The sequence below is a fragment of the Mesorhizobium sp. Z1-4 genome, from assembly GCF_004000235.1.
Taxonomy (GTDB): Bacteria; Pseudomonadota; Alphaproteobacteria; order Rhizobiales; family Rhizobiaceae; genus RCIO01.
In genome coordinates this window covers 1-240 of sequence record NZ_RCIO01000029.1, presented here as the reverse complement: position 1 = coordinate 240, position 240 = coordinate 1, and the positions used below count along the sequence as shown (strand labels likewise).

At 63.3% G+C, this 240-nt stretch carries 1 protein-coding gene; it reads right to left on the bottom strand.

Annotation, left to right across the window (positions count from 1 at the left end; all coding sequences use genetic code 11):
- Nucleotides 1-226: hypothetical protein (locus EP165_RS20335; protein ID WP_164743133.1), on the bottom strand; the 226-nt coding region annotated here is incomplete at its 3' end.
- Between the last annotated feature and the right edge of the window lie 14 nt (nt 227-240).

Sequence of the window (240 nt, the reverse complement as noted above, 5' to 3'; positions counted from 1 at the left end):
AAAGATCGGAGGCATCGAACACGAACCAGCCAGCGCGGCCCGTCTGCGCCAGATAAACAACCAGGCCGGATTCGGCGGTCATCGCCTCAAGCGCTGCGATGGTGGCCGCACTCGAGGCGCCGCCACCGCCTTCAAACTCCTCAATGAGGACGGTCGTAACGCCTATCGTGCCGCCCGGGTCCGAATTACAGAACCAGAGCGTGTCGGCGTTAGCCGAACCCTCCATGACTCGGAAGCCCG